This is a genomic window from Roseovarius sp. (assembly GCF_965228755.1).
Classification (GTDB): domain Bacteria; phylum Pseudomonadota; class Alphaproteobacteria; order Rhodobacterales; family Rhodobacteraceae; genus Roseovarius.
Genome location: NZ_CBDDIG010000004.1, coordinates 41,964 through 66,363, shown reverse-complemented (window position 1 = coordinate 66,363; position 24,400 = coordinate 41,964). Strand labels below are relative to the sequence as shown.

22 protein-coding genes and 1 pseudogene are annotated in these 24,400 nt (G+C 63.5%); 6 read left to right on the top strand and 17 right to left on the bottom strand.

The window, feature by feature from the left end:
* Positions 1–174: 174 nt before the first annotated feature.
* A complete protein-coding gene (locus ACO07J_RS02595) occupies positions 175–576 on the top strand; it encodes a Rieske 2Fe-2S domain-containing protein (RefSeq protein WP_422026016.1) in 402 nt (133 codons plus the stop codon).
* Here ACO07J_RS02595 and ACO07J_RS02590 read toward each other — a convergent pair.
* The 6 genes and pseudogenes from ACO07J_RS02590 to ACO07J_RS02565 all read right to left on the bottom strand — a co-directional run bounded on the left by ACO07J_RS02590 (position 521) and on the right by ACO07J_RS02565 (position 5,708).
* Positions 521–1,801 (bottom strand): annotated as a pseudogene (locus ACO07J_RS02590) (IS3 family transposase). The gene ACO07J_RS02595 and the pseudogene ACO07J_RS02590 overlap by 56 nt on opposite strands.
* 888 nt (positions 1,802–2,689) lie before the next feature.
* Entirely contained in the window at positions 2,690–3,340 is a 651-nt protein-coding gene (locus tag ACO07J_RS02585) for a helix-turn-helix domain-containing protein (RefSeq protein ID WP_422026014.1), read from the bottom strand.
* A gap of 3 nt (positions 3,341–3,343) precedes the next feature.
* On the bottom strand, positions 3,344–3,538 hold the full coding sequence (locus tag ACO07J_RS02580) for a helix-turn-helix transcriptional regulator (RefSeq protein WP_422026012.1): 195 nt from the start codon (positions 3,536–3,538) through the stop codon (positions 3,344–3,346).
* Positions 3,539–3,627: 89 nt separating this feature from the next.
* Positions 3,628–4,095: a hypothetical protein gene (locus tag ACO07J_RS02575; protein WP_422026010.1), complete on the bottom strand. Its 468-nt coding sequence runs from the start codon at positions 4,093–4,095 to the stop codon at positions 3,628–3,630.
* A complete protein-coding gene (locus ACO07J_RS02570) occupies positions 4,082–4,627 on the bottom strand; it encodes a hypothetical protein (RefSeq protein WP_422026008.1) in 546 nt (181 codons plus the stop codon). Before ACO07J_RS02570 ends, ACO07J_RS02575 begins: the two co-directional genes overlap by 14 nt.
* On the bottom strand, positions 4,611–5,708 hold the full coding sequence (locus ACO07J_RS02565) for a tyrosine-type recombinase/integrase (RefSeq protein ID WP_422026006.1): 1,098 nt from the start codon (positions 5,706–5,708) through the stop codon (positions 4,611–4,613). Before ACO07J_RS02565 ends, ACO07J_RS02570 begins: the two co-directional genes overlap by 17 nt.
* A gap of 409 nt (positions 5,709–6,117) precedes the next feature.
* On the opposite strand from ACO07J_RS02565, the gene ACO07J_RS02560 reads away from it, so the two are divergent.
* The 3 genes from ACO07J_RS02560 to ACO07J_RS02550 are packed head-to-tail and all read left to right on the top strand — an operon-like array spanning position 6,118 to position 9,115.
* Positions 6,118–7,248, top strand: coding sequence for an ABC transporter substrate-binding protein (locus tag ACO07J_RS02560; protein WP_422026005.1), 1,131 nt, complete (start codon positions 6,118–6,120; stop codon positions 7,246–7,248).
* A 41-nt stretch (positions 7,249–7,289) separates the two neighbouring features.
* The gene (locus ACO07J_RS02555) at positions 7,290–8,345 is read left to right on the top strand and encodes a FecCD family ABC transporter permease (protein WP_422026003.1); all 1,056 of its coding nucleotides are present in this window, start codon (positions 7,290–7,292) and stop codon (positions 8,343–8,345) included.
* On the top strand, positions 8,339–9,115 hold the full coding sequence (locus ACO07J_RS02550; RefSeq protein WP_422026001.1) for an ABC transporter ATP-binding protein: 777 nt from the start codon (positions 8,339–8,341) through the stop codon (positions 9,113–9,115). The genes ACO07J_RS02555 and ACO07J_RS02550 overlap by 7 nt, the downstream gene beginning before the upstream one ends.
* Positions 9,116–9,252: 137 nt before the next feature.
* On the opposite strand, the gene ACO07J_RS02545 is transcribed toward ACO07J_RS02550, so the two are convergent.
* The 11 genes from ACO07J_RS02545 to ACO07J_RS02495 all read right to left on the bottom strand — a co-directional run bounded on the left by ACO07J_RS02545 (position 9,253) and on the right by ACO07J_RS02495 (position 21,318).
* Positions 9,253–9,981: a haloacid dehalogenase type II gene (locus ACO07J_RS02545; RefSeq protein WP_422025999.1), complete on the bottom strand. Its 729-nt coding sequence runs from the start codon at positions 9,979–9,981 to the stop codon at positions 9,253–9,255.
* Positions 9,982–10,071: 90 nt separating this feature from the next.
* Positions 10,072–12,114: an FAD-dependent oxidoreductase gene (locus ACO07J_RS02540; protein WP_422025997.1), complete on the bottom strand. Its 2,043-nt coding sequence runs from the start codon at positions 12,112–12,114 to the stop codon at positions 10,072–10,074.
* A 45-nt stretch (positions 12,115–12,159) separates the two neighbouring features.
* Positions 12,160–12,906 (bottom strand): SDR family NAD(P)-dependent oxidoreductase, encoded by a 747-nt coding sequence (locus tag ACO07J_RS02535; protein ID WP_422025995.1) that lies wholly within the window; start codon positions 12,904–12,906, stop codon positions 12,160–12,162.
* Positions 12,903–13,853 (bottom strand): ABC transporter ATP-binding protein, encoded by a 951-nt coding sequence (locus tag ACO07J_RS02530; protein ID WP_422025993.1) that lies wholly within the window; start codon positions 13,851–13,853, stop codon positions 12,903–12,905. Before ACO07J_RS02530 ends, ACO07J_RS02535 begins: the two co-directional genes overlap by 4 nt.
* Positions 13,850–14,845, bottom strand: a complete 996-nt coding sequence (locus tag ACO07J_RS02525; RefSeq protein ID WP_422025991.1) for an ABC transporter ATP-binding protein — start codon at positions 14,843–14,845, stop codon at positions 13,850–13,852. The genes ACO07J_RS02530 and ACO07J_RS02525 overlap by 4 nt, the downstream gene beginning before the upstream one ends.
* A 2-nt stretch (positions 14,846–14,847) precedes the next feature.
* Positions 14,848–15,678, bottom strand: coding sequence for an ABC transporter permease (locus ACO07J_RS02520; protein WP_422025989.1), 831 nt, complete (start codon positions 15,676–15,678; stop codon positions 14,848–14,850).
* A 5-nt stretch (positions 15,679–15,683) separates the two neighbouring features.
* Complete coding sequence (locus ACO07J_RS02515; RefSeq protein WP_422025987.1) at positions 15,684–16,640, bottom strand: ABC transporter permease; 957 nt, start codon at positions 16,638–16,640, stop codon at positions 15,684–15,686.
* A gap of 67 nt (positions 16,641–16,707) precedes the next feature.
* Complete coding sequence (locus tag ACO07J_RS02510) at positions 16,708–18,270, bottom strand: ABC transporter substrate-binding protein (protein WP_422025985.1); 1,563 nt, start codon at positions 18,268–18,270, stop codon at positions 16,708–16,710.
* Positions 18,267–19,874 carry an FAD-dependent oxidoreductase gene (locus tag ACO07J_RS02505; protein ID WP_422025983.1) on the bottom strand — a complete coding sequence of 536 codons (1,608 nt, stop codon included), beginning with the start codon at positions 19,872–19,874 and terminating at the stop codon, positions 18,267–18,269. Before ACO07J_RS02505 ends, ACO07J_RS02510 begins: the two co-directional genes overlap by 4 nt.
* A gap of 68 nt (positions 19,875–19,942) precedes the next feature.
* The gene (locus ACO07J_RS02500; protein ID WP_422025982.1) at positions 19,943–20,857 is read right to left on the bottom strand and encodes a LysR substrate-binding domain-containing protein; all 915 of its coding nucleotides are present in this window, start codon (positions 20,855–20,857) and stop codon (positions 19,943–19,945) included.
* Positions 20,858–20,988: 131 nt separating this feature from the next.
* Positions 20,989–21,318 (bottom strand): nuclear transport factor 2 family protein, encoded by a 330-nt coding sequence (locus tag ACO07J_RS02495; protein WP_422025980.1) that lies wholly within the window; start codon positions 21,316–21,318, stop codon positions 20,989–20,991.
* Positions 21,319–21,582: 264 nt separating this feature from the next.
* On the opposite strand from ACO07J_RS02495, the gene ACO07J_RS02490 reads away from it, so the two are divergent.
* On the top strand, positions 21,583–22,362 hold the full coding sequence (locus tag ACO07J_RS02490) for an SDR family oxidoreductase (RefSeq protein WP_422025978.1): 780 nt from the start codon (positions 21,583–21,585) through the stop codon (positions 22,360–22,362).
* A 189-nt stretch (positions 22,363–22,551) separates the two neighbouring features.
* Positions 22,552–24,195, top strand: coding sequence for a GMC family oxidoreductase (locus ACO07J_RS02485; RefSeq protein WP_422025976.1), 1,644 nt, complete (start codon positions 22,552–22,554; stop codon positions 24,193–24,195).
* Positions 24,196–24,400: the final 205 nt, after the last annotated feature.

Sequence of the window (24,400 nt, the reverse complement as noted above, 5' to 3'; positions counted from 1 at the left end):
GGAACCGAGCTTCTAGAATGACAACACACGCGCACAAGCGAATCCCGGCCGCTGTCAGTGCCGAACAGAACAAACTTCAGGCCACGCGGCAGGACCAGCATTCCCACCCACAAGAGGGCCGCTGGTTACCAGGATCGCTTTCGCAAGTTGAACACGTCGCTTCGGAGGCACCAAATGCAAAAACCTGATATCTTTAAAGCAATCGAGGCGCAGCGCCCCGGCTATACACTGGATCGCGGTTTCTACGCATGCACCTCCGTGTTCGACCATGAAGTCAGCCGCTTATTGCCTCGGAACTGGCTATTGATCGATCACGGATCCCGCATTCCCGATGCTGGTGACTACTTCACGCTGAACCTTTTCGGGGACTCCGTGATCGTGATCCGCGGCCGTGACGGTGACATTCATGCCCACTACAATCTGTGCCGGCACAGAGGCTCGCAGATTGTCCGTCTTCAGAGTTTTTCGGACACGTCGTTTGTTTTGGTAACGGAGGCTCTGGCTCGGTTTCTGTTTGAGTTTAGGCGGCCGCGGCTTTGTGCTGCAACCGGCGCTTTCGGATTGTCTGTTTCTTGATCTCCTTTCTCGTTTTCAGGATCGTCTGACCCCGACCGTGGTAGACGTCAGCCGGCGTCAGGTTATCCAGGCTCTCGTGGTATCGCCGAGTGTTGTAGTATCCGACGAAGTCGCCGATCTGGCGTTCAAGATCCCCCGGCAGATAGTAGTTCTCCAGCAGAACCCGGTTCTTCATGGTCTGGTGCCAGCGTTCGATCTTGCCCTGGGTCTGTGGGTGGTGCGGCGCTCCGCGGACGTGATCCATACCCTTGGTATCGAGGTAGTCGGCCAAGTCGGCCGCAACATAGGACGAGCCGTTGTCGCTGAGCAGCCGGGGCTTGTGAACGACTGTCGTATGAGCACAGCCCGAGGCCTCCAGCGCCTGATCCAGCGTGTCCGTCACATCCACGGCCTTCATTGTCGTGCAGAGCTTCCACGCGATGATGTAGCGGCTGTAATCGTCGAGGATCGTGCTGAGATAGAACCAGCCCCAACCGATGACCTTGAGATAGGTGAAGTCGGTTTGCCAGAGTTCGTTGGGCCGAGTTGTCTTGTCCCGGAACTCATCGGCGGCACGGATCACCACATGGGCCGGAGCCGTGATCAGGTCCTCGGCCTTGAGAATGCGGTATGCCGAGGACTCAGATACAAAATACCGTTTCTCATCGGATCTCGTCCGAGATACGGTTCCACACGGACCGAGGCCGCGGGGAGATGTCACGCAAAGCGTCAATGCCGCCATCGGCCCACCGCGCATACCACTGGTAATAGGTGCTGCTGGGAATGCCGAGCATGGTCAGGGTCCGCCTGACCGGCAAATGCGAGGCTTCGACTGTCCGAATGATCTCGAGCTTCTCCGAGGCTGGGTATCTCATGCGTCGTCCTCCCCATCCCCGAACGTGCTTTTTTTGAGCAGCCTGTTCTCCAGTGTCAGATCCGCGACCACTTCTTTCAGCGCGGCTGCCTCAGAGCGCAGTCCCTTGACCTCGGGAGCTGTCGCCTGACGGGCCGTGTCACCCGCCAGCCGGTTCTTCCCAGCCTCAAGAAATTCCTTCGACCAGCTGTAATAAAGGCTCTCGGCGATCCCTTCACGACGGCACAGGGCCGCTATGCTTTCTTCGCCCCGCATCCCGGCAAGCACGATGCGGATCTTCTCCTCCGCCGAGTAGTGCTTACGGGTCTTACGCTTGATACCCCTGACAAGCTTGTCAGCAGCATCCTTGGATGTTCCGGATCTCTTGTTCATCTTCGCTCCATTATGGCTTCGATGAACCAGAAATCCTCCGTTCCTCAAACACCTAAATCTGTACGGTAGGTGCTGACGTTAGACACATCAACTGTCGTCCCTCGGCCCCGCGCTGGAAGAGGCCGGCATCAAGTCGGTCAGCCGCATCGGCGACTGCGAAGCCCCGTCGATCATCGCCGCCGCAGTGCATGCTGGCCACCGGTGGGCGCGGGACCTGGACGAGAACGTTTCCGTCAATCCTCTCTCCTATTTTCCCATGCCTCTTTCAGATGGCTTCTGATTATCATCGGTTTGCACAGAACTCAGGTCTAATTGGAGCCGCCTAAACCGATGCAATAGGGTCCCCAACGTAAACGGCTCGCAAGCAGGTTGGGCAGTACATGCTCCAATACATTCGTATTTATTGCGCGGCACTAAGATAGTGCTGATAGTAGTCCTTCATCAAAAATGTGCATCGTTCCTATCTTGACCGGAGCGACGAAACAACAACACCAACCCCAATCTCACCCTGGTTTGACAACCACATACACCCCTTCCCCGGGGTGCGAATTACCCCCGTGTGAAAGTTTCCGGGGAAGGACCCACGCTACCAATGACGCAAAACATTGCAGGTAACTGGCATTAAGCAGATAGCTGAGTGAACGCTGGTTCGTTGCCCGATGTGTTGCACGCTTTAAATATGTTGCACCCTTGGCAGAATTGGCAACAGAAAGATCCGCACCCTCCGCCGCACCGTAATCGCCCGGCTCCAGAAGGACCCGTAAGCGTACGGGCTGTACCAGACCCAATTTAGAACCAGCCTGATCTCGCGCCGTTCCCCGCGCTAGTAGACTGCGCACACGCATTCCCATTCGAGAGCCCGGATGCAATTTTCCCCTCGCTGCTCCTTCATAATCTCAAGCACGCCCCCTTGGTGGAAATCACAGCCTGGAAGAAGGCCGAGTAGGTTGGGTCATATCCTGTTGGCGGATACTTCGATGGCAGGCAAACGTTTGTGCCATTTCTCAGCCAGCCCAACACGTCATCGGGATCCTGATCCGTGTTTGTCCGGATCCAGTTCTTCCACTCTGGACGCACGGCGTCGTGAGAGTAGAGATGAAACTTCAGTGGCCGTGAGACGGAGCGCTCATTTACTTGGTTATTCCTTTGGTTCTTATAGGGCGCGTCACTTTTGTCATGTTCAGGGGACGTAATTGTCACCTTTGGTGCGACAGCCCTGTCATTTTCAGGCGGAGCGACCTTTCCATTCGGGAAGGCAAGCTGAAACGCTCGCCGAACGCTTCGTTTTTGGACCGGCCTTAACCAACCACCATCCAGCAATTCTTTGAGGTGCCGTTGCACTGTCCGTGTGCAGGTGTTCATTCGATCAGCTAACGCCCGATTGCTGGGAAAGCACTGACCTGTATCCCTGTTGACGTATGTATCGCAAAGACAGACAGCTAGAAGTTTGGCGCCTCTGCCAAGCGTCGCAGACGCGAACACTTGCTCTTTCCACCTAAATCGCAGCTTGCCGTAACCAACGTTTGCTCTCGTGTTCATGTCTCAGCCCTCCGCACTTGCGTTTGCCTCAATCCAGAGGCGCACATCGCTGACGCGATACCGAACAAGCCTGCCAACACGCACGATGCGGGGGCCGTCGCCCCGCATCACAGCAAGTTCGAGATATCGTTTCGGGATTCCGAAGTGTTGCTCGACTTCTTTTCGGTCCAAAAGCCGATCACCTGCATCAAGTTCCATGAAGTTTCTCCGTACGTCTTTTCGTACGATCCAGTTTCATTTACTTTCGGAAGGGATAAAATTCTGGGGGGCCAAGCTTTACCCCTGCATTATTTTAAAGCACTGATTTCGCTTATTTTTACTCTATTTTTGCCTGCAATATTACCGGCCTTGACGTCGAGTTTTGTTTTTGCTTCCTCCCACGCGCCTTTCGCTGCGTGGTCCGTAATGTGGAATTTTTCCTGTGCGACAAAGATCAAGTCTTTTGCGCTGGCTCGGCGCCCCTCACTCCTGAAGTGTTTGAACGTGCTCTCCATCCACGCGCGAGCTTTGCGCCGTCTAGCAGGCAGCGAGTCCGATGCCTCAAACCAATCAGCGGGCAAGTCTCGAGTGAAGCAGTAACTGTAGCCCTTCTTTGAGAAACTCTTTTCAATCAACGCGCCGATATGCTGAGGCGGAAGCAGGTGAGGTCCCCCAGCGTGCTCTTCTGAGCAGATAATGCGGCCTTCTGCTAGCGCCACGAAGAGCATCTGGTCGAGCACCCTCCCCAGCTCCGCGATCTGCTCATGGAAAATCAAACCACTCTTCCCGGAGCTGCGCGTAGTCGCAGGTGCCACGCATGAAGTTCCTGGATCGCAACCTAATTAAGCGGTTCTCAACGCGCTCTTGTTCTGATGGTGTCCCTCGCCAGCTAATGGTTTGGGCATTCTCCCTGATGTAAAATTTTAGAGTCGCACGTGCCTGCTCAAAGAGATTGGTTTGGTCGCCATCACACTGGCTCAAGATGACCTCTGCCCCGCTCCTCAGTTGCCTGGCGTTATCGAACCAAGTGATGGGCAACCCTTCTACCACGGAATGCCTGGTACCGTAGGCAAAGACTTTGCTGGAAACCTTTTCAAGGACCTTGGGATCATCAATCGGAGGGCCGAATAGATCGCGGCGGCCAACCCGAGAGTTGAGTTCCGTGAGAAGCTCGAAGGGCGGTTCGGTCTGCCTTGGCTCAAGGACGTACTCACCACTGGTTAGCATACCAATGCCTTCTTCCCCAGTGAACGTATTCGACTTGGGGCGCGGATCGGAGCTCTCGCGAAACCTATGCTTCAGGATCAACAGCCCCACCTCCAGTTCGTCTCTGCAATTCCACACACGTAGCTTCCATCGAAGGCCGAAGTGCATCAAGGCTCGGACGGGCGTAGCGTTGCCCCGTTATTGATAGCGGCGTGTGGTTCAGCAAACGCCCAACGATCTCCTCCAACACACCCGCTTCCATTGCGACAGTCGCAAAGGTGCGGCGGTGCGTGTGCGGGTTCCACCTGAACCTTTGCGGCGCGGCCAATCGGCCGTCCGGCCCCTTGGGCGACGGAAACACCCAACGCCGGCTCAGACCACGCAACGGCGCCATGATCTCATGATGAACTTGCAGGATCGGCAGATCGAAGCTTCGACCATTCTTGGTCATTGGCACGTGAATGTGCCCGTCGTGGACGTTCTTCCATTCAAGGGTCAGCGCCTCGGTTTTTCGCAGGTCGCTGAACAGAAGCAGCTCGTAGAACGTTTGGTGGATGGGATTGTAACGTGCATCTACCTCTCGCCGCCACCGGCTGAGGTCATCGATGACCGTGCCGTTCGGGGGCTCCGGATTCCACTCGATTGCCATCGTCGGACACTCCGGCAGATCATACGTGCGCCGGGTATGGTTCCAGATGGACCTCAGCATGCGCAATGTTCGGTTGGCGCCGACCGGATGGGATGAGAGCTCCTGGTGCCGGCGAACGACCATCTGCTTGGTGATCTCATCCAGCGGCAATCGGAGCCAGTCCTTCATGTGCTTGTTGAGGCAATCACGGACACCCTTCTTGTAGTCGTCGGACCGAAGCTTGGGACGGGCGAGATAGACTTCCATGGCCTGCTCCAGTGTCGGAGGACCGATCTGAATGGCCTTCCCTGCCCCGCGTCCCATTTCGAGCGCCAAACCCAGAGCAGTCTGCCTTGCCGCCTGCGCCGAAATCAAGGGGAAGCGACCGATTAATACGCGTTTGGTCTGCCCGCCAACATCCTTCTGGAAATACCACGTTTTCGATCTCTTTCCGACGAACAGAACGAGGCCCTTGAGTTCGTTGTCCCAGTACTTGTCGGTACCCGTTTTTGTCTGGGGAATTTTGCGGGCGTAGGTCTCTGTAAGCTTGGGCATGTTTGTCGGTTTTTTGTAGGTAACTAGATGCAATCTGGCGATACGAGGTGATACTCGATGCAAAACATTCTGAAATTAAATGAAATAGATAGCAAGTATGCGCGACTAGGAGAAGCTCACAACGCTTCCTTGGAAGGCTGAGGTCTTACCATTACACAACGCCCGCTCAACACTGGTGACCAATATTTCATGCAGATAACAGGGTCAAGGGCCGCGTCGAGTACGGCCAACCGGCCGTTCTTCCACGGGCCGTCGTGCCGCGGCTCTTCGGATGCGGAACGGTCATGGGTGGCCCAATACATTGCCCGGTTTAGGCATTTTTTAGCTGACTGTTTTAGTCAACTTATATCTTGACTCATTTTGTCGACCATCGCTATGCCACGCCCAGACACGAGCAGAGGACACGCACATGACTCCTACCCGTTTGCTTTGCGCCATGGCGCTGGCCATTCTGCCGACACTGGCGCTTGCCGGTCCGATCACCGTCACCGACATCACCGGGCGCGAGGTCACCCTGGACGGCCCCGCCGACCGGGTGATCCTTGGCGAGGGACGGCAGATCTTCTTTGCCGCCGTCCTGGATGGCGAAGACCCCTTCAGGCGCGTGGTCGGGTGGCGCGATGACCTGCTGCAAGCGGCCCCCGAGAGCTATGCGCAATACGCCGAGAAGTTCCCGCAGATCGCCGACATTCCCACCTTCGGCGGTTTCAAGGATGGCACGTTCGACATCGAACAAGCGGTCGCACTGAACCCCGACGTGATGATCCTGAATCTCGAGGCCAAGGCCGCCACGGACGAGGCTGGATACGAGGACAAGCTGGCCAAGGTCGGCATCCCGATCGTCTATGTGGACTTTCGCGAGAAGCCGTTCGAGCACACCGCCCAGTCAATGCAGATCATCGGACAGCTCTTTGGCAAGGAAGACCGCGCCGCCGAATTCAACGCCTTCTACGAGAAACAGATCGCCCGCGTGACAGACGTGATCGAGACGCAGCCGGACCTCGACCGCCCGCTGGTCTTTGTCGAGCGCGCCGGCGGTTATACCGAGGAATGCTGCATGTCCTTTGGCGACGGCAACTTCGGTACATTCGTCGAGTTGGCGGGGGGCGAGAACATGGCCAAGCCGTTTATCCCCGGAACTTTCGGCACCATCAACGCCGAGCAAGTGATCGCCAGCGACCCCGATCAGATCGTCGTGACGGGTGGCAACTGGGACGCCTATGTACCGGGTGGTGCGTGGATCGGGGTCGGGCCGGGTGCGGATGAATTCGAGGCGCGCACAAAGCTCGCCGCACTGATGGAACGCCCCGGCTTTACCGGCGTCGCAGCGGTGGAAAAGGGCAACGTCCACGCCATCTGGCACCAGTTCTACAACAATCCCTACAGCTTTGTGGCCGTGCAGCGGCTGGCGACCTGGCTGCACCCGGACCTCTTCCCTGATCTCGACCCCGAGGCGACGCTGGCCGAACTGCACGACCGCTTCCTGCCGGTGCAGTACCAGCCCGGCTATTGGGTCTCGCTGGACACCGCGACCGACTGAACCGGGCGATCCTCGTGCCGCCCCCGACCTCCGGAGCCCCCATGGCTGCTGTCACGACGAATACCCTAGCCACCGCCTATCTCGGCCTCGTCGCGCGGCGGATCGCGATCCTGAGCGGCCTGACCCTGCTGCTGGGGCTGTCGTTGGCCGTCGATGTGTCGCTGGGCCCCGCCCGCTATCCGCTGTGGGACGTTCTGCGCACGATCTTTGCGCCGGGGGCCTCGGACTTGCAGATGCGCGTGGTGATCTGGGATATCCGCATGCCGATGGCCCTGCTGGCGATCACGGTGGGGGCCAGCCTGTCACTGGCGGGCGCACAGATGCAGACGGTTCTCGCCAACCCATTGGCGAGCCCCTTCACGCTGGGTCTTTCGGCAGCGGCCAGCTTTGGCGCAGCGCTGGCGATGGTGCTGGGCGTGGCACTGTTTCCGGCGGCGATCGGTCTGATGGTCCCGATCAACGCCTTTGCAATGGCGATGGCCGCGTCGCTCTTGGTGTTCGGCCTGTCGACTTTGCGGGGCGTGACGGTGGAAACCATCGTGCTTCTGGGCATCGCGCTGGTCTTCAGCTTCAATGCGGCGCTCGCGCTTCTGCAGTACTTCGCGTCGGAACAGGCTCTGTCGGCAGTGGTCTTCTGGACGATGGGCAGCTTGACCAAGGCGACCTGGGCCAAGGTCGCCGTCACCGCCACGATCCTCTTGGTCTGCACGCCCCTCTTTGCCCGCCGGGCCTGGGCGCTGACCGCGATCCGGCTGGGGGAAACCCGCGCCGCCGCTATGGGCGTGCCGGTGAAACGCCTCCGGCTGGAGGCGCTGTTCCTTGTCTCGCTGCTGGCCGCCGTGCCCGTCAGCTTCGTCGGCACCATCGGTTTCATCGGCATCGTCGGCCCGCACGTCGCGCGGTTGCTGCTGGGCGAGGATCAGCGGTTTTTCCTGCCCGGCGCGATGTTGTCGGGCGCGTTGATCCTGTCGTCGACCTCGGTCCTGTCCAAGGCCATCCTGCCCGGCGCGGTTCTGCCCATCGGCATCATCACCGCGCTGGTGGGCGTGCCGTTCTTTGCCGCGCTGGTCCTGACGAAGGGACGCAAGTCATGGTAAGCCTTGCACTCGACCGGATCGGCGCGCGTTACGGTCGCCACCAGATCCTGAGCGACGTCTCGACCCCTGAGATCGAGGGCGGAGTGCTGACCGCCTTGGTCGGTGCCAACGCCGCCGGGAAATCGACCCTGTTCCGCCGCATCGCCGGGCAATTGCGCGGCACCGGTGCAGTCCGCCTTGACGGCACAACCGAAGATGACCTGCGCTACATGCCGCAGGATACCGCCATGAGCGCCGCGCTGACCGTCTATGAATCCGTCATCCTCGCACTGAAACAGGGCGGCGGCGGCTGGCGCTTGTCGAGCACAGAACTGGCAGCGGCCGAGGATGTGCTGCACCGATTTGGCATTGCGCATCTGGCCGATCGGCAGTTGCCGGAGCTGTCGGGCGGCCAGCGACAGGCGGTCAGCATCGCCCAGACGCTGGTCACGCGCCCCAAGGTGGTGCTGATGGACGAGCCGACTTCGGCGCTGGACCTCTATCGCCAATACGAGGTGCTAGACGCGCTGCGCCGCTACGCGGATGAAACCGGCGCGGTGCTGATCCTGGCGCTGCACGACCTCAACCAGGTGATGCGCGCCTGCACAACCGTGATGGCGCTGGCCGACGGGCATATCCTTGCCACCGGGCCAACGCTGGAGGTGCTGACCCCCGCCCTGATCGCCCAACTTTACGGCATCGACAGCCGCATCGAGCGGTGTTCACGCGGCTGCCCCGTGATGATCGTCGACGGGCCGACACAATCAGCAGCGCGGGCGGCAATCGCCTGACACTCCAGCGGCGTTCTCAAATCACCGCACAACATTCCGACACTATCGCCCGGGCCAGACGGGACCGGCCCGAAGACAAGATCCGGCCTGTTCACTTGGTTACATAACGCGCCGCCCTGGTCTCTTGTCTACGGACCTCAACCTGGCTTGGCCAACTCCGCCTGATGCGCGCGGACCATGTCCATCATGCTGTCGAAGCGGAAATCGTAGCGCGGCAACTCGCCCGGGTTCATCGTCGCCCCGAAGCCTTCCTTGTCGTGGCGCCGGTAGATCCAGCAATTGGCCAGACCGTACTTGTTGGCGGACTGGTGATCGTGGAACATGCTTTCGGCGGTGTGCAGGATGTCGCCCTTGCCGATCCCCTGCCGGGCCAGTGTCTCCAGCATGTAGTCGAAATTCCGGTCGGACGGCTTGTAGCTGCCCACGTCCTCGGCGGTATAGACCCCGTCGAAATGCACGCCGAGCCGGGCGTTCGAGCCGGAAAAGCTGAGGTTGTCGGTATTGGTCAGCACCACCAGCTTGTAATGCTGCTTGAGATAGGCCAGCGCCTCGCGGCTGTCGTCGAAAGCGGGCCAGTGCCGGACGGAGGTGCCGTAGGCGGCGCATTCCTCCCACGTGACCTCGACCCCCCATTCCTCGGCCAGCCGCCGATAGACCACGGCCAGCAACTCGTAATACTTCTTGGCGGGCGTCCAGCGCTGGGTGGTCGACTCGTAATAGGCATGCGCCTCGAGGATGTCGTCGCGCGTCAGGTGGCGGCTGACCTTGTCGGTGAGCGGCTTCAGCCCCTCGACCATGCCGCTTTCCCAGTCGATCAGCGTGCCGTAGACGTCAAAGGTCAATACCTTGAAATCGCTCAGTTTCATGTTCTTCCCTTCCTGTTCGGGCCGTGGGGCCGCGGTCCCGCCGCCCAGATGTTCCGCCATGTCCGCCCGAAGGTGCACGCGATCCGAGGCCTATGCAACGTGGCAAAGCCGGAACGCGTCGTAAATCGCGGCATGGACGTTCCGGCTGGTCAGCGCGTCGCCGATCCGGTGCAGTTCGTACCCCTTGCGGGCCCGCGGCTGCGGTTGGCTGGCCAGCAGGGCATCGATATCCGTTACCCCCTCGTTGCCCGCCTGCCCGCGCAGCGCCTCGAACATGTCGTTGTCGGGGATCGTGCCCATGTCGACGATCACCTGGTCAACCACGTGGTGCAGCTCCTGCCGGGTCAGCTCGTTGAGAATCGTCACGGCAAGCCGGTTGTCCTTGCGCTCCACCGAAATCAGCCGCTGGTCGATTTTCGGCTCGATCCCCAGTTTGGCGAACTCGGTCTTCCAGCGCGTCGTCTCGGCATAGGTCAGATCCTGCCCCAGCCCGCCGTCGATCGTCGCAAAGGTCACCTCGGCGCCGGCCTCTTTGGCGATGCGCGCGGCCATCGGCGCCGGATGGCGGCCAGTGCCGTCCCAGACGAGGACGCTCTCGGCGGGCTGGGTCTGCCGGCCGATGATGTCCCACGCACTGACCACCAGATCGGCGCCAGTGCCGAAATCGGTCTGCGGCAGCGCGCCGGTGGCAAGGATGACAAGGTCGGGATCCAGCGCCGCCACGCAAGCCTCGTCCATGAAATCGTTGTACCGGATCTCGACGCCGTGCCGCTCCAGCTCGGCCAGCCGCCAGTCGATGATGCCGGTCAGGTCGCGGCGCCAGCCTTCCGAGGCCAGGATCACCTGCCCCCCGGCGCGCGGCGCGGCCTCGTGCACCGTCACCTCGTGGCCGCGCAGCGCCAGCACCCGCGCGGCTTCCAGCCCGCCCGGCCCGGCGCCGACCACCACCGCCCGGCGCTTCTTCGCCGCCGGTTCCACCTTGTGCGACAGGAATGTCTCGCGCCCGGTCACGGCGTTGTGCAGGCATTTCGGCCGGTATTGCGACTGGCAGTGCTGGGCACCGACGCAGGGGCGCACGCGCTCCTCCTCCCCGGCCGCCAGTTTCGCCACCAGATGCGGATCGGCGATCTGGGCGCGGGTCATGCCCGCCATGTCGATATGCCCCTCGGCCACCGCGTGCCGGGCCGAGGCAAGGTCGGAGATCCGCGCGGCATGGAAGACCGGCAACTTCACCTCGCGCTTGAAGCGGCCGACGGTTTCGACCCATGGCGCAATCGGCGAGCCCATGCCCGGCATGTTCTCGACCGTGAGCGCGCGCAGCGTATCCATCGAGCCATAGATGGCGTTGAAGAAGTCGATCGTACCGGTTTCCTGAAGCCGCCGCGCGGCCTCGAGGCTTTCCTCCGGGGTCAGCGCGCCGTCGATCCCCTCATCGACGACCCAGCGGATGCCGATGATGAAATCGCTGCTCGTCGCCTCGCGCATCGCCTCGTGCACCATCAGGGCAAAGCGCATCCGGTTCTCCAGCGACCCGCCGAACCCGTCGGTGCGCAGGTTGGTCTTGGGCGACAGGAACTGCCCGATCATGTGCCCGCCCGACAGCGTCTCGATCCCGTCGAGCCCGCCCTCCTCGCAGCGCTTCGCCGCCGCGGCATAGGCCTTCACGACCCGGTCGATATCGTGCCGGTCCATCTCCCGCGGGATCGCCCGGTGCAGGGTCTCGCGCAGCGGCGAGGGGCCGATGGCGGGCAGCCAGTCCTGGTCATAGGGCTGCGCCCGGCGGCCGAGATGCGTGATCTGGCACATCAGCGCCGCCCCCTGCGCGTGCATCCGCTCGGAAAAGCGCTGCAGGTGCGGGATGATCCCGTCGACGCCCACGTTGAGCTGGTTGAAGATGTTCGGGCTGTCCGGCGCCACGTTCGACGAGCCGCCGAACATCGACAGCGCGATCCCGCCCCGCGCCTTTTCCTCGTGATAGGCCTGGTAGGCGTCCTGCGGATACCCGTCGACCTGCAGCCCGCAGGCGTGGCTGGTCGACATGATCCGGTTGCGCAGTTCCAGCCCCCTGATCTTCAGCGGGGTCAGCAGCGGATCGGTCCGCCGTGCGGCGACGGGTACATCACCCTGTAGCATGTGGCTCTCCATGGAAGAATTCGTACTGTTCAAGATTTCAACGCCTTACCCAAGCCGGTTGAACGGGTGGGAGGTGCGCGTCAGGCCGCCGTCGACACAAATGTTCTGGCCGACGATGTAACTGTTGGCGTCGCTCGCCAGGAAGGCGACCAGCCTGGCCACCTCCTCGGGGCGGCCGGGCCGTCCGGCGGGGATATGCTGCGACGCCTGGTCGATCTGTTCCTGGCTGTACTTGCCGCGCATCGTCTCGCTCAGCGTATAGCCGGGCGACACCGCGTTCACCAGGATGCCCTTCCCCGCGACCTCCGCCGCAAGCGCGGCATTCAGCCCGTCCAGCCCGAATTTCGAGGCGCAATAGGCGGTGTTCAGCGGGTTGCCCGCCACGCTCCAGATCGAGGTGATGTTGACAATCCGTCCCCATCCCCTTTCCATCATGTGCGGCAGGCAGGCCCGCGTCAGGGCGTAGGGCCCCTCGAGATTGGTGCCCAGGATCTGCCCCAGCCGGTCGTCATCCGTCTCGGTCATCGCCCCCTTCAGGTTGATGCCGGCATTGTTGATCAGGATATCGGGCCGCAGCACCGTTTCCACATGCCCGATCGCCGCCGCCCGGCTGGCCGGATCGAGAAAGTCCAGCGGCAGGTAGCCGATCGCCCCGTCAAGCCCCTCCGGCCGTTCGGCCGACCGCCCGGTGATCGTGCAGGCACAGCCCGCCGCGCGAAGCTCGGCGGCGATGGCGGCCCCGATCCCCTTGCCGGCCCCGGTAATGAGCGCGGTGCGTTTCCCCTTGGTCATGTCGTGGCCTCGTCATACAGGTAGCACGCCGTGGCATGGCCCGGCCCGGTGCTGCGGAAATCCGGGTGGCGCTCGGCACAGGCCGCCATGGCGTGCGGACAGCGGTTGAGATAACGGCAGGCGCGCCGGTCGTCGGTCAGCGGGTTGAACACGTCGCGCGTGCTGGCCACGCTCTTGCGCTCGTGGTCGAGCGTGCCCAGAAGCTCCTGCGTATACGGGTGCTTCGGATCGGCATAGACCGCCCTAGTCGGCCCGAACTCCAGCAGCTTGCCGAAATACATGATGGCGATCCGGTCGCACAGGAACCGCGCCACATGCAGGTCATGGGTCACGAACACGATGGTCAGGTCGTGGCTGTCCCGCAGCCGCTTCAGCAGGTTGAGGATCTGCGCCCTCACCGAGACATCCAGCTTCGACACCGCCTCGTCGGCGAACAGCACCCTGGGGTTGGTGGCCAGCGCCCGGGCGATGGCCGCCCGCTGAAGCTGCCCGCCGGAGAGTTCATGCGGAAACCGGTTCCGGAACTGTGCGCCAAGGCCCACATCCTTCAACAGCCCGTCGATCGCCTCGGCCATGTTGCCCCGCCCGGCGCGCCCGTGCAGGCGCAGGGGGATGGCGATGGCCTCGGCAATCGTCTGGCGCGGGTTGAGCGAGGAAAGCGGGTCCTGGAACACCATCTGCAGCGTCCCGTCGCTGAGGCGCGCGGGCTTGCCGTCCAGCGTCACCGCGCCGCCGGCCACCGGATGCAGCCCCAGCGCGGCCTTGCAGATCGTCGTCTTGCCGCTGCCCGACTCGCCCACGATGCCAAGGATCTCGCCCCGCGCGACCGACAGGTTCACGTGGTCGACCGCGTTGAAGCTGGTCGTCCTGCCGCGCAGGCGCGACATCATCCCGGCAGAGGCCCCGAAAGTCACGACCACGTCGTCGAAATCCAGCAATCCGCTCATGGCGTCACCTCGTGTTCTGCGCCCTGCCCGGCCTTGATGCAACGGACCAGCCCGTGCCCCTCGACCGGCCGCAACGCGATGGCATGGTCGCAGGCCTTTTCGTAAAGCGGGCAGCGCGGCGCGAAGCGGCAGCGGTTCTCCGGGTGCACGCCGGTGCCGATCTCGCCCGAGATTTCCGTCAGCGTCTCGACCTCGCCCTCAAGCTCGCGGGCCGTCCGCACCAGCCCTTGCGTATAGGGGTGCTGCGGGCGACGCATCAGCGCCTCGGTCGGGCCCTGTTCGACGATCTGGCCGGCATACATGACGATCACGCTGTCGCTAATCATCTCGGCGATGGTCATGTCGTGGGTGATGAAGATGAACGAGGCATCGGTCTCGCGCCGCAGCTTGTCGAACAGGTCGAGGATCTGGCGCTCGACGAGGTTGTCGAGGTTGGTCGTCGGCTCGTCCGCCACGATCAGCGAGGGCTTGGAGAACATCACCAGCGCGATCAGGCAGCGTTGCAGCATCCCGCCGCTCATCTGGTGGGGGTACTTCCGCAGCGCGTTCTCCGGATCGGCGATGTCGGCCTTGGCCAGCACCTCCTTCGCCTCCTTCATGATCTCGCCGCGCGGGGCGCCGGCGCCGCGGTGCAGCTTGCCCACCGTGCGAAAATGCCAGCCGATCGTCTTGACCGGGTTGAACGAGCCCACCGGGTCCTGGAAGATCATCGCCAGCTCGGTGCCGCGCAGGCGGTTGAACTCGGCCTCGGTGAGCGTGCTGATGTCCCGGCCCTTGAACCGGATTTCCCTGGCCTCGAGGCTGGCGTTCTTCGGCAGAAGCCGCAGGATCGCCTTCGACGTCACCGTCTTGCCCGAGCCGGATTCCCCGATCAGGCCCAGCACCTTGCCCCGGTCGACCGAGAAGGACACGTCGGACGATACCGTCAGGTTGGCACTGGCCAGCCGGAACGCCACGTTCAGGTCGTTCACTTCGAGCAATGTCTCGGTCATCGTCATTCCCTCACTTTCAGCCGGGGGTCGGACAGGTCGCGGATGCCGTCGCCCAGCAGGTTGAGCCCCAGCAGCGCCACCGTCACCGACAGCCCGCTCAGCGTCAGAACCCAGGGCGAGCGGCGGAAATATTCCTGCCCGTCGGCCATGATCACGCCCAGCGACGGGGTCGGCGGCTGCACGCCCAGCCCGATGAAGGACAGCCCGCTTTCGATCACGATGCCGAAGGCGACGGCAATGGTGGCCTGCACAAGGATCGGCGCCGAGATGTTGGGGAGAATTTCGCGGAAGAGGATGCGCGGGGTGCCCTGCCCCATCACCTGCGCTGCCTGCACGTAGGCGTCGTTGCGCACCGTCTCGGTCATGTTGCGGGTGATCCGGGCGAAGATGGGCAGGTAGACCAGCATGATCGCGAGCGCCACGTTGGTCACGCCATAGCCAAGGGCCACCATCAGGAACAGCGCCAGCACGAAGGCCGGAAAGGCGAACAGCAGGTCGACGACGCGCATGACGATCACGTCCATCCAGCCGCCGTGGAAACCCGAGTAGAGCCCCGCCGTGATCCCGAACACCATCGCCGCGAACACGCCCGAGACGCTGATCAGAAGCGAGATGCGCGCGCCTTCCAGGACCCGGGTGATCACGTCGCGCCCCAGGCTGTCGGTGCCGAACGGATGCGCCCAGGACGGCGGCTGCAGGGCATTCATGAAATCGTGCTGGTTGCTGCTCCATTTCGACAGCATCGGCCCGAAGAACACCCCCAGCAGGAACAGCGTGGTGATGGTCAGCCCGGCCAGCGCGGTGCGGTTGTGAAGGAAATGCTTGAGTTTCATCGGGATTACCTCACGCGTCTCGGGTCAAGCATGGCGCAGATCAGGTCGACCACGTAATTGACCGCCAGCACGATGCCGAGGAACACGACCGCACAGGCCTGCACCACGAAGAAGTCGCGGGCAAAGGCCGCCTCGACCATCAGCGACCCCACGCCGTTGATGCCGAAGATGCGCTCGATGATGACCACGCCGCCCAGCAGGTAGCGGATCTGCAGGCCGACGACGGTGATGTAGGGGATCAGCGAATTGCGGAAGACATGGTGCAGGAAGCGGAACCGCCCGGAATGCCCCATCGCCTTGGCCACCATCACGTGCTCGCGGTCGAGGTTCTCGATCAGCGCGGTGCGCAAGGTGCGGGTGAAGACGGCCGCCATCGGCGCGGCGATCGCCAGCGCCGGCAGGAAGCCCGAGTAGAAGGCCCCGGCCAGCGAGTCCGACGGCGGTGTGAACCCGTAGGAGGGAAACCATCCCAGCCCGATCGACAGGCCAAGGATCAGCATGTAACCGAACCAGAAATCCGGCATCGACACGCCCAGCACCGCCAGCGACGTGGCCGAGGTGTCGACCGACGTGCCCCGGTTCAGCGCGGCCAGCGTGCCCAGGATCAGCGACAGGGTGACGGCGATCAGGATGGCATAGACGCCCACGAAGATCGTGTTGGGCAGGCGGTAGATCAGCAGCTCGCCAATATTCTCGCCCGCCGAGACCGACAGGGACTGGCCGAAATCGAACCGCACCAGCCCGCCCAGCCAGTCGAGATATTGGGCCGTCAGCGGCGCGTCGAGCCCGTGTTTGCGGTTGAACTCCGCCACGGTCTCGTCGGTCGCGTAGTCGCCCAGCACGATCAGCGCCGGGTCGCCCGGCGCGGCCTTCATCACGAGGAAGACGACGATCGTGCCGACCAGCATCGTGACAAGCGACCCCGACAGGCGGGTTAGGAAATATTTCAGGCTAGAGGGCATCTGGCTTGGTCCGTCGATCAGCGGCCCCCCGCGACAGGTGCGCGGGGGGCCTTGTCAGGCGAATGGCTCAGCAGTTTCCAACCGCCGCAAGCTGCGCCCCGAAGGCCGAGTACGGCAGCTGCACGAACCCGTCCACGTCGGGCGCCAGCAGGTTGTGCACGTTGCTCTCGAAACACGGCAGCACCGGGCAATCCTCGATCGCCAGCGCCTCCGCCTCGCGATACAGCGCCCCGCGCGCCTCGAGGTCGGTCTCCCGCCGGGCCGCTTCGAGCAGCTTGTCCACCTCGGGGTTGGAATAATGCTCGAAATTGCGCGCCCCGTCCGTGTGATAGATCTCGTAGGCATACTCATCCGGGTCCACCAGCCCCAGCCAGCCCCAGATCGACGCCTGCACGTCCCCGGTCTGCATCCGCTGGTAGACCGTGCCGGAATCCGACACTTCCACCTTGAAGTTCACGCCCAGCACCTGGTTCACCTGCAGCACGAACACCTCGGCGAACCGCTTCCACCAGCTCGACCCCCAGGTCAGCACAGTGGCCTCGGTGCCGGGGCCGTACTGGGATTTCTCCAGCTCGGCCAGTGCCTTCTCCTGGTTCAGCGTCACCAGCTCCGGCGTCTCCTGCGTCGCGGCCCAGGAGATCGAGCTGGGGATGATCCCGTTCGCGGCCCGGCCCTCGCCGAACAGCACCACGTTGACCATCGCCTGCCGGTCGAACGCATAGGACAGCGCCCGGCGGAAATGCACGTCGTCGAACGGCGCGACCGAGTTGTTGAGGCTCACGAAACGGGTGCTCGTGCCCGCCTGCTTGAGCACCTGCACACGGTCATCCTCTTCCAGCTCCGGCACGTCGGCGAAGGGCGCGGTGCTGGTCACGTCGATGCTGCCGCCCAGAAGCGCGGTCACGCCGGCGGATTCCTCGGCGATGAGCGGCACTTCCACGGTCTGCACCTTGGGCAGGCCTTCCTCGAAATACTCCCCGTGCGCCGCCAGCTCGAGCGACGCGCCCGGCTCGTGGCTCACCAGCTTGAACGGGCCGGTGCCCACCGGGTTCGAGGCGAACTCCTCGTTCGAGCCGTTCTCGAGGATGTGCTTCGGCACGATCTGGCTGCCGGTGCGGGTGTTCGTCAGGTAGCTCAGCATCGGCGCGAAGGGCTCCTCCGTCTCGATCTCGACGGTATAGTCGTCCGGCGTCCGGATCTCGGTGATGGCGCTGAATTTCGAGCGGTGCGGAGAGCCGAACGACTCGTCGCGAAGTCGGTCGAAGGTGAACTTGACGTCTTCCGAGGTCATCTCCTCGCCATCGTGGAACTTGACCCCCTCGCGCAGCTTGAAGCGCAGCACGGTCGGGCTGACCGACTCGTAGCTTTCGGCAAGGTCGGGAACGATGTTCATCTCCTCGTCGAACTTCAGCAGGCAGTTGAAGATGCCCCAGACCATGTAGGCCTCGGGGATCAGCGTCATCTGGCCCGGGTCGAGCGTGTTGATGACGTTGTAGCCGGTGATCCCCGCCCGCAGCGTGGAACAGGAGGCCTGCGCGGCGCCGGCCCAGAAGGGCACCATCGCCACGGTCGTCGCGGCCGCCCCGGACTTGAGCAGCGAGCGGCGGGAAATCGTAGTGGAGCGTGTCATGCTCTTTCTCCTTGTTGGATAGTTGCATCGTGGTTGATATCCGCCTTGTCCCGGCGGTTTGGGACGCCGTACAGGCGGGAAACCTCCCGCTTGTACCGGTCGATCTCTGTCTGGCGCTCGGCCTCGGTCCAGCCCAGCTCGGCGCCCATCTCCTCGGCGACGCGGGCGATCTCGGCATCGCCGAACCAGTGCCGCAGGCCGACACCGCTGCGCCGGAACAGCACGTCCAGAAGCGTACGCGCATGTTCGTGCCGAACCGCGTGGCGGACATCGGCCATCGTGTAGCCGGCGCCCTCGGCGATGGGCTGCGCGTTGGAATTCTCGATCGGCATCCGCGGGCGATAGGACAGCGCGCTCGGCGCGCCCGAGGGGGCGAACGCCTTGCGCAGCACCTCCGTGATCTTCCGGCCCGAGTCGCGGTGGCTCATCACCGGGGCGGCCGTCATCGCGTAGACGCCCTCCAGCCCCTCGCGGCCCAGGTCGTGCAATTCGCGCGCCCGGCTGCCCTTGGGATGCGCCGGATCGTAGGTCAGCGGCCGGACTCCGGCCCAGGTGCGGATCACCTTGTCCCGCGTCACGTTCAGCCCGGGAAACAACGACGCCGTCTCGGACAGCAGGAACTCCAGGTCGGTCTCGTCGACATGGATATCGTCGAGATCGCCTTCATAGGGCGTTTCGGTCGGCCCGATGTAATGCAGGTCATGCCACGGGATACAGTAGAACGGCTCGCCCCAGCTGTTGATCGTGGATACCCCCTGCCCGCGGTATTTCTCCGGCAGGCGGATGACGATATGGCCGCCCTTGGTGCCGAAGATCTTGCGCGCGGCGGGCTTGCCGGTGCCCGACAGGACCTTGTCGATCCAGATCCCCGACATGGCCATCACCCGGCAGCCCCGCACGGTGGCGCGCGCGCCGTCCTGACCGGTAAGCGTGACCTTGCGGGTGCCGTTCTGCATGTCGCCCATCCGGGCCTCGGTATAGTTGAGCGCCACCGCGCCCGCCTCCTCGGCATCGAGCACGGCATCGACACAGATGCGCTCGGGCCAGTTGAACTGGTACTCGGTGAACTGGGCCGCCCCTTCCAGCCTGTCCCGGTTGCCCAGCGCCGCGACCATCGGCTTTTGTAGCGCCTCGGGCGTCTTCAGCCGGTTGTAGCCCAGCGGCACGTCATCCGGCGCCAGCCGCTTCAGCAGCTTGAAGGCCATGTCGACCTGCCATGGGCGATAGGGGCCGTCGGCGTAGATCGGGAAGAAGAAGTCGATCGGCGTGACCCGCTCGCGCGATGTCAGCACCATCTCCCGCCGTTCGCGCATCCCCTGCCGGGCCATGCTCAGCGACGTCAGGAAACGCCCCGGATGGCGGGCGAAATAGCGCACCGGGTTCGGCGCCTCGAAATACCGCAGGCCGCAATGCAGAAGTCGGCTCGACCGGCTGGACGAGCCGGAGGCGAAATCGCCCTTCTCGGCCAGCAGGACCGTGTAGCCGGCCGCCGCGGCCTCGCGGGCGGCGCTGCATCCGACGGCGCCGCCGCCGATGACGACAACGTCGAAAACCTGCCCGTCGAGGGCCTTGATCTGGTCGGAGGGTGAGCGGTGTTCAAGCATGGCGGGCAGGATTGCAGAGCCATGCCCACCGATCAAATTACGTCCGGTTCACGCTGTATGACGTAATGTTATATGGCCAATAAATGCTGGGCCCCGGACATCAATTCGTTCCGTTTCGCGCGCAACGTTGTCATGAATTCCCCCGTCGCGCGCGACCGCGGAAGGTGCCGCGGATAGAGGACGCCCACGCGAAACACGATCTCGGGCTCGAACCGCCGGAAGACGATTCCCGACCCGGCAAAGTCGGTCGCCGTGAACATGTCCGTCAGCCCGATCCCCTGCCCGCGCATGACCAGCGCGCAGACCCCGGCCGCATAGGTGGTCTCGCAGACGAATTGCGGGGTGACACCGGCTTCGGCGAGGCACGTATCGAGCAGGCGGCGGGCGACCGTTTCCGGGCTCAGGCTGACCATCCGCTCGCCCTCGAGGTCTCCGGGCATCACGACCGAGCGGCCGCTCAGCCGGTGATCGGCGGGCATCGCCATCACGTAGGGCGTTTCGCAGAAACTTTCCCGCTCGATCCCCGGCCGCTCGAACGGGAACTCCGCCAAGCCGAGATCGACCTGCTGGGACGAGACCCATTCCTCGACCCGCATCGACAGTTGCAGGTCATACCGGATCTTCACGTTGGGCTGGACCTTGCGGAACCGGGCGATCGCGTCGGGCAGGAAATTCAGCCCCAGTGCCGGCATCGAGGCGATGTGCAGCGACCCGCGGCGGCCCAGCCGGATATCCTCGGCCGCGGCCACCAGCCTGTCATACCCGGCAAAGGCGTTCTGCAGTTCGGCGTAGAAAAGCTGCGCCTCCAGCGTGGGCACCATGCGACCGGTGCGCCGGTCAAAGAGGGTAATGCTCAACGACTCTTCCAGCGCATCGATCAGCCGGCTCACGGCGGGCTGCGAGATTCCCATGATCTCGGCCGCGCCGCTTGCCGTGCCCGTCACCATCGTTTCCCGAAACGCAGTCAATTGCCGCCAACGCATGGTCCAGCCCCTCAGAAATTTCCACTACCCGCCACCTTAAGAATTGCACGAGTAGTTTCAAATTGCCGGACAGGCCGGTTGAAAAATAACCCAATGCGTGCAGTCGACACCGTTCCAGGCAGAAAGGCGCGTCAGGGCACGATTTCCAACTCGGCGATCTTGTCCCCCTGGAGCAGGAACAGATATCGCAGATCGACCGGACTTCCGGGAAAATTGCCGACGAGACGGCTGGTTACGATGGTGCGCTCACCTTCCTCGGTCACGGAGAATGGTTCCACGGTATAACTGTATTGCGTCGATGCGTTGGCCATCCACTGCCGGATCGCCTCCCGCCCCGTGTATGTATTGCCCTCGTCGACAACGATTGCGCCATCTGCAAAGCATTCCGAAAGCGCCTGCGCGTTGCCCTTCTTGTCGGCCGAGAAATACTGCTCGATCACGTTCGGTAGTTCGGGTTTCATGGTTCATCTCCTCTTACGGTTCAGGGCGACGCGACCACGCGCCAGCCGTGACAAGAGTGAACCTAAGGGCGGAGGGAAATACGGGAATAGGGATAAAGTAGCATGTCTTGTTTCGAAAAGCAGGACGATCTTTGGGCCCTGCTCCGAAAGCAATTATCCCCGAAACCGTAACAACGCATATCAACTTATCCTCCTTATCCAAACATCCGACGTCCCCTAGGTTCTGCCTCAAGCAACATTCAGCAATAACCCGGAGGACGGATCATGGCCGATTTTCTCAACCTGACCGGTAAGCGCGCCCTCGTGACCGGAGGCACCCAGGGTGCTGGCGCCGCAACCGTCGAACTGCTGCGGTCACTTGGCGCCAAGGTTCTGACAACGGCGCGTTCTCGCCCGGAAACCCTCAACGCGGATGCATTCATTGCCGCGGATCTGACAACGGTGAACGGCTGCAAGGCAGTTGTCGATGCGGTTCGTAAGGAGTTGGGCGGGGTCGACATCGTCGTCCACATGGTCGGAGGATCCTCCACGCCGGGCGGCGGCCACGCCGCACTTGATGACGAACACTGGCAAAGGGAACTCGACCTGAACCTGTTCCCGTCTGTCCGGCTCGACCGCGCACTGGTGCCGGACATGGTGGCGCAGGGTCATGGGGTCGTCGTCCATGTCACCTCGATCCAGCGCATTCTTCCCCTTCCGGAGGCGACGACCGCCTATGCCGCGGCCAAGGCCGCGCTTTCGGCCTACAGCAAGAGTCTCTCCAAGGAAGTCTCTCCGAAAGGCGTCCGCGTGGTGCGGGTCTCTCCCGGCTGGATCGAAACCGAGGCATCGGTGCGCTTGGCCAAACGCCTCGCCGAGGAGCAGGGAACCGACTACGAGAGCGGCAGGCAGATCATCATGCAGTCGCTCGGCGGCATCCCCATAGGCCGCCCGACCAAGCCCGAAGAGGTCGCCAGCCTGATCGCCTTCCTGGTGTCGGACCGCGCGGCCACGATCACGGGCACCGAACACACCATCGACGGCGGAACCGTTCCGACCGTCTGAACCCCTGCGCTTTGGCCAGCGGCCCCGAAACCTCGGCTCCGGGCCGCATGGTTGCGGCGTTTCATCGTCCATCCCGGTGAACGGTGAAACCACCTCTGGTGGCCTGTTCCTGGTGCCCCGCCACAACCACGTCATCGCGATCAGAACCGTTTTCGACCAGACCACAGCCATCCCCAAGGAGATCCCTGCATGGACACCAATCCGACCCAGTCGCGGCACGACCGCGCCGTTGCGGACAACCAGAAAGCCCTCCGCCGGGCCCTTCGCGCCGAATACGATTTCATCGTCTGCGGCGCCGGGTCCAGCGGCTCGGTCGTCGCCGCCCGGCTGGCCGAACAGCCGGATGTCTCGGTGCTGCTGCTGGAGGCCGGTGGCGACGACACGGCCGACACGGTCACCAACCCCGCCATGTGGCCCCTGAACCTCGGAACCGAGCGGGACTGGGGCTTCTCGGGGCAACCCGCCCCGGCCCTCGCCGGTCGCAGGCTTCCGCTCAGCATGGGCAAGGGCCTGGGCGGCGGATCGAGCATCAATGTCATGGTCTGGGCCCGTGGTCACAAGGAAGACTGGGATCACTTCGCCGCCGAAACCGGCGACCCCGGCTGGGGGTACACGTCCATCCTCGGCTACTACCGGCGCATCGAGGACTGGCACGGCACCCCCGATGCCGAACGGCGCGGCACGGGCGGCCCCGTCCACGTCGAACAACCCGCCTCGCCCCAGCCCGTCGCCCGTGCGATGCTCGAGGCCGCCGGCCAGATTGGTATCCCGGTCTTCGACAGCCCGAACGGGGCGATGATGGAAGGCCCCGGCGGCGCCGCCATCGCCGACTTGCGCATCCGCGACGGCCGGCGCCAGTCGGTCTTCCGCTCCTACACCCACCGCGTCATGCACCAGCCCAACCTGACCGTCCTGACCGGCGCCCTGGTCACCCGCATCCTGCTGGACGGCACCTCCGCCACCGGCGTCGAACTCCTGCTCGACGGCAAGCCCCGGCAGATCCGGGCGCGCTGCGAGACCATCCTGTCGCTCGGCGCCATCCAGACGCCAAAGGTGCTGATGCAGTCCGGCATCGGCCCCAGGGAAGAGCTCGCCGCCCACGGCATCCCGATCGTGCGCGACCTTCCCGGCGTCGGCCGCAACCACCAGGACCACCTCGCCTTCGGCTGCACCTGGGCCTATCACAAGCCCGAGGGCATCGGCGGCGGCGGATGCGAGGCGACGCTCTATTGGCGGAGCGACTCGCGCCTCCGACAGCCGGACATCCTGCAATGCCAGCTCGAATTCCCGGTGCCCGCGCCCGCCGAAGCCGGGATCGAGACGCCCCCGCATGGCTGGACCATGTTCGCCGGGCTGGCCCAGCCGAAAAGCCGGGGCCGCCTGCGGCTGTCCGGGCCGAATGCCGACGATCCGCTCCTGATCGAGCCCAACGCCCTCAGCGAGCCCGAGGACCTGGAGACCGCCTTTGCCGCCGTCGAGATGTGCCGCGAGCTCGGTAACCACCAGTCCTTCACACCCCTCGTCCGGCAGGAAGTCGCGCCCGGCAGGCGGGATCGCAAGGCGTTGGCCGATTTCATCCGCAACTCGGCGGTCACCTATTGGCACCAGTCCTGCACCGCCCGGATGGGACGCGACGAGGTGTCGGTTGTCGATCCTCAACTCAAGGTCCACGGCATCGACAACCTGCGCATCGCCGATGCCTCGATCATGCCGCGCATCACCACCGGCAACACGATGGCCCCCTGCGTGGTGATCGGCGAGCGGGCGGCCGACATGATCGGCCTGCAGCACGGTCTGGCCCGCGACGAACGGCTCGTCGACGCCGGGGCCTGAGCCAGGCGGGCCGCGGATCGGAGGCAGGGCCTTCGATCCGCATGACCTGCCGCATCCGCATCGGACGGATCCCGCCCGCACCGGTCGGCGGTTCGCCGGGCCCACTCCCCGTGGCGTGGCAACGCACCCACAGCACGCTTTCCTCCACACCTCACCTGTGTCTTAGATAAATCGGAAAGGCGCGTCAGATCGCCCGATAGCCGCG